Source organism: Halorubrum sp. Hd13 (assembly GCF_002252755.1).
In the GTDB taxonomy this organism is placed as follows: Archaea; Halobacteriota; Halobacteria; order Halobacteriales; family Haloferacaceae; genus Halorubrum.
Map to the genome: position 1 here is coordinate 1 of NZ_NHOY01000046.1, position 3932 is coordinate 3932.

The 3932-nt window shown below is 71.8% G+C and carries 3 protein-coding genes; 2 read left to right on the forward strand and 1 reads right to left on the reverse strand.

The features are described from left to right. On the forward strand, positions 1–1690 hold a 1690-nt coding region (locus DJ81_RS06315; RefSeq protein ID WP_094589011.1), incomplete at its 5' end, for a glutamate--tRNA ligase. A 104-nt stretch (positions 1691–1794) separates the two neighbouring features. Next, on the forward strand, positions 1795–2124 hold the full coding sequence (locus tag DJ81_RS06320; RefSeq protein WP_094523206.1) for a ferredoxin family protein: 330 nt from the start codon (positions 1795–1797) through the stop codon (positions 2122–2124). A gap of 426 nt (positions 2125–2550) precedes the next feature. Here the strand turns inward: DJ81_RS06320 and tmcA are convergent. Next, the coding region (gene tmcA, locus DJ81_RS06325) for a tRNA(Met) cytidine acetyltransferase TmcA (RefSeq protein ID WP_141212546.1) at positions 2551–3932 on the reverse strand (1382 nt) is incomplete at its 5' end.

Consider the following 3932-nt stretch of genomic DNA (forward strand, 5'->3'; position numbering starts at 1 on the left):
GGACGTGGGCGCCATCATGGGCCCGTTGATGGGCGAGAACCCCGACTTTAGACCGCACGGCGACGAGATCCCCGGGGTCGTCGCCCGGGTCGTGAACCGGGTCGCCGACATGGACGAGGCCGAGCGCCGCGAGCGGCTCGGCGAGCTCGCGCCCGACAAGCTCGCGGAGCTGGAGGCCGAAGACGAGGAAGACGATCACGTCCTCCCCGAGCTCCCGAACGCCGAGGACGGCGCGGTCGTGATGCGCGCCGCGCCCAACCCGAACGGCCCGTGGCACGTCGGCCACGCCCGGATGCCCGCGGTGATCGGGACGTACAAGGAGCGGTACGACGGCGAGTTCATCTGCCGGTTCGACGACACCGACCCGGAGACGAAGCGCCCCGACTTAGACGCGTACGACGCCATCCTGGAGGACATCGAGTACCTCGGCTTCGAGGCCGACCGCGTGCTGAAGGCGTCCGATCGGCTGGAGACGTACTACGACCACGCCCGCGAGCTGATCGACGCCGGCGGCGCCTACACCTGCTCGTGTCCCGGCGAGACCTTCTCCGCGCTGAAGAACGACGCCGAGGCGTGTCCGCACCGCGAGAAGGCCGCCGAGACGGTCCACGAGGAGTTCGACGCCATGGTCGCCGGCGAGTACGACGCGGGCGAGATGGTCCTCCGCGTGCGCACCGACATCGAGCACAAGAACCCCGCGCTCCGCGACTGGGTCGCGTTCCGGATGATCGACACGCCGCACCCGCGCGAGGCGGCGGCCGACTACCGCTGCTGGCCCATGCTCGATTTCCAGTCCGGCGTCGACGACCACCTCACGGGCGTCACCCACATCATTCGCGGCATCGACCTCCAGGACTCCGCGAAGCGCCAGCGGTTCGTCTACGACTACTTCGGCTGGGAGTACCCCGAGGTGCTCCACTGGGGCCACGTCCAGGTGGACGAGTACGACGTGAAACTCTCCACGTCGACGATCAAGGGGCTCATCGCGGACGGCGAGCTGACTGGTTGGGACGACCCGCGCGCGCCGACCATCCGCTCGATGCGCCGCCGCGGCATCCGGGGGCAGGCCCTCGTCGCCTCGATGACGGAGCTGGGGATGTCCACCTCCGACGTCGATCTGGCCATGTCGTCGGTGTACGCGAACAACCGCGACCTGATCGACGACGAGGCGAACCGCTACTTCCTCGTGCGCGACCGCGACGACGACCCCGCGGTCGAGCTCCCGGTCGTCGACGGCGACGCCCCCGCGCCCGAGGCCGGCCACCCGCCGCTCCACCCCGACCACGCCGACCGCGGCGACCGGACCGTTCCCGCGGGCAGGGTCGTCGTCGAGTCCTCCGACCTCCCGAGCGAGGGCGAGCGCGTCTGGCTCAAGGGGTACGGCTGCGTCCGGTACGCGGGCGACGAGCTGGTCTTCGCGGACGCCGACATCGACGTCGTCCGCGACGGCGACGTGGACGTGGTCCACTGGGCGCCGGCCGACGGTGGGCTCGACACCCTGCTGCGGACCGTCACCGGCGACGTCCGGGGGATCGCCGAGCCCGCGGTCGACGACGTCGACACCGACGGCGTCGTCCAGTTCGAGCGCGTCGGCTTCGCCCGGATCGACGCCTTCGAGCCGGCCGCCACCGACGAGCCCGACGGACCCGACGGCGAGGAGGACCTGCTCGCGTACTACGCGCACCCGTAGTCCGAATCCGCCGTCGGCCTCGTCGACGCTCCGAGCCCCGTGAGCCGCCCTCGCCGACCGCCTGCCGCGGGGGTTAAGTAGCGAGCCCCGGAACTACGGGCACGATGGCCATCGACTCGAACTTCGAACAGAACCGGGAGCAGGTCGGCGAGGAGGACGGCGTCGCCGTCTGGGGACCCGTCGACCCGCCCGAGAAGCAGGGGATCCGCGGCACCCACGTCGCCGTCGACTTCGACATCTGTCTCGCCGACGGCGCCTGCTTGGAGGACTGCCCGGTGGACGTGTTCGATTGGGTGGACACCCCCGGCCACCCCGAGTCGGAGCGGAAGGCGAACCCGATCGACGAGGACCAGTGTATCGACTGCATGCTCTGCGTCGACGTCTGCCCGGTCGACGCTATCGACGTCGACCCCGGCCGCGAGAACCGGATTTAATCGGTCGCGTTCGGCGGGGCACCGACGACCGTTGTAGCAGTCGTCGTTTATTTATAAACGGTTGACCTCGGACCTCCGGACAACACCTCCAAAGCCCCAGCCGCTCGCTTATAAATCGTTGCCAGTAACTCTTCGATGAACACCTCCAAAGCCCCAGCCGCGACGACTCGCGCGCTTTGCTGCGCTCCTCGCTCGGTCGCTGGCGCTCCCTCGTTGCGGTGCTTGCTGCAGCGTGCTTCGTCCTCGCGGCTGCCCCTTTGAGCCCCGCCCGACCGCACGGCACCGCACCTCACGCCTCCCCAGCCTCGTCGGTGGTCCTCCGCTTCGCTCCGGACCACCGACTCCCTCGCGCGTGCTGCTCGGCCGCGGGGCGGCCTCGCAGGCACGCGCCACCTCCTCTGTTTATAAATGCCGGCCGCAGTCCCGTCAGTCACTTATAAATCGCTCCCGCTCTGCGAGCGCGAAGTCGGTCCCGTACCGCTCGACGAGGGGCTCGTACGCGTCGCCGAGCGCGCGCATGCAGGCGGCCGTCGAGACGTAACCGAGCTCGTCCGCGACCGACTCCCACGGGCGGCCCTGCAGGACTTTCCGAACCAGCAGTCGCTCTTCGAGGGCGCCGAGTTCCGGGGCGTCCTCGACCAGCGCCGCGAGCGCGAGGTCCCGGAACGCGCCGGGCGCGCTGTCGTACATCCCGGGCCCGAACGACGCCCCGACGACGGAGCGCCACTCGATCTCGGTCAGGGCCACCGGGACCGGCGCGGGACAGGCGCGGAGCGCGCCGGCGACCACGTCGGGGTCGACGTCGCGGTGGGCGTCCGAGAGCCCGTCGCGCTCGCGGTCTCGGAAGGTGACGGCGTGGCGCGACAGGAGGTCTCGACCGGCCTCGCTCGCCGGGCGCAGCATGATCGCCGAGTGCTCGCCGGAGGCGTCGTTGCGGGAGGTCGAGAGGTGGACGGTCCGGTAGCCGGCCCGCCGCCAGAACCGGAGCAGGCGCGGCGTCGCGCCGTAGCCGACCGAGAAGTAGTCGACCGCCGCTCCGAACTCGGCGTGGATCTCCGCCAGCAGCCGTGAGCCGAACCCCGCGTCTCGCAGGGCGTGGTGCGTCGCGATCCGGACGGTCCGGACCCCCCGCGGCCCGGCGGCCGCCTCGTCGCGGAGCTGGCTCGTCAGCACGTCGGGGACCATGTTTCCGCGGACGCGCTCGCCCTCGTACATCGCCCGGCGCGTCTCGGCGTCCAGTCCGCCCTCGCGAGCGAGCAGCGCGACGGCGACCACCCGCCCCTCGGCGACGAGCGCCCGCGCGGAGAGGTTCGGGGCGTCCAGCAGCCGCGCGAGGTCGTTCGGCTCGGTGCGGTAGTGAGCGGCGACGAGCAGCCCGAACGCCTCGCCGAGCAGGGCCTCGTCCGCGAGCAGGTCGTCGGGCGCGAGCGCTCGGTACGTCGCCTCGTCGGCCGCCGTCCCCGCGACGGCCTCGTCGACCGCCTGCCGCGCGTCGAGCAGGAGCGCCCGCGACGCCCACGCCTCGACGGGGTCGTTGCGCGCGTACCGGATCGGCTCGTCGAGGCGGACGTCCCGGACCGCGAGGGGGCTATCGAGCAGTCGCTCGCGGAACCGGATCGCGAACCCCCGCCCGGCTCCCTCGTAGCCGTGGACCGTGGTGCAGAACGCGACGGCGACCCGCTCGTCGAGGAACCCCTCCAGCAGCCGCACCGGGAGCGCCGCCGCCTCGTCGACGATCGCGACGTCCGGATCGCCGGGGAGCTCCGCGGCCTCGGCCGGCGGCAGGTACCGCACGCGCCCGCCGCCCC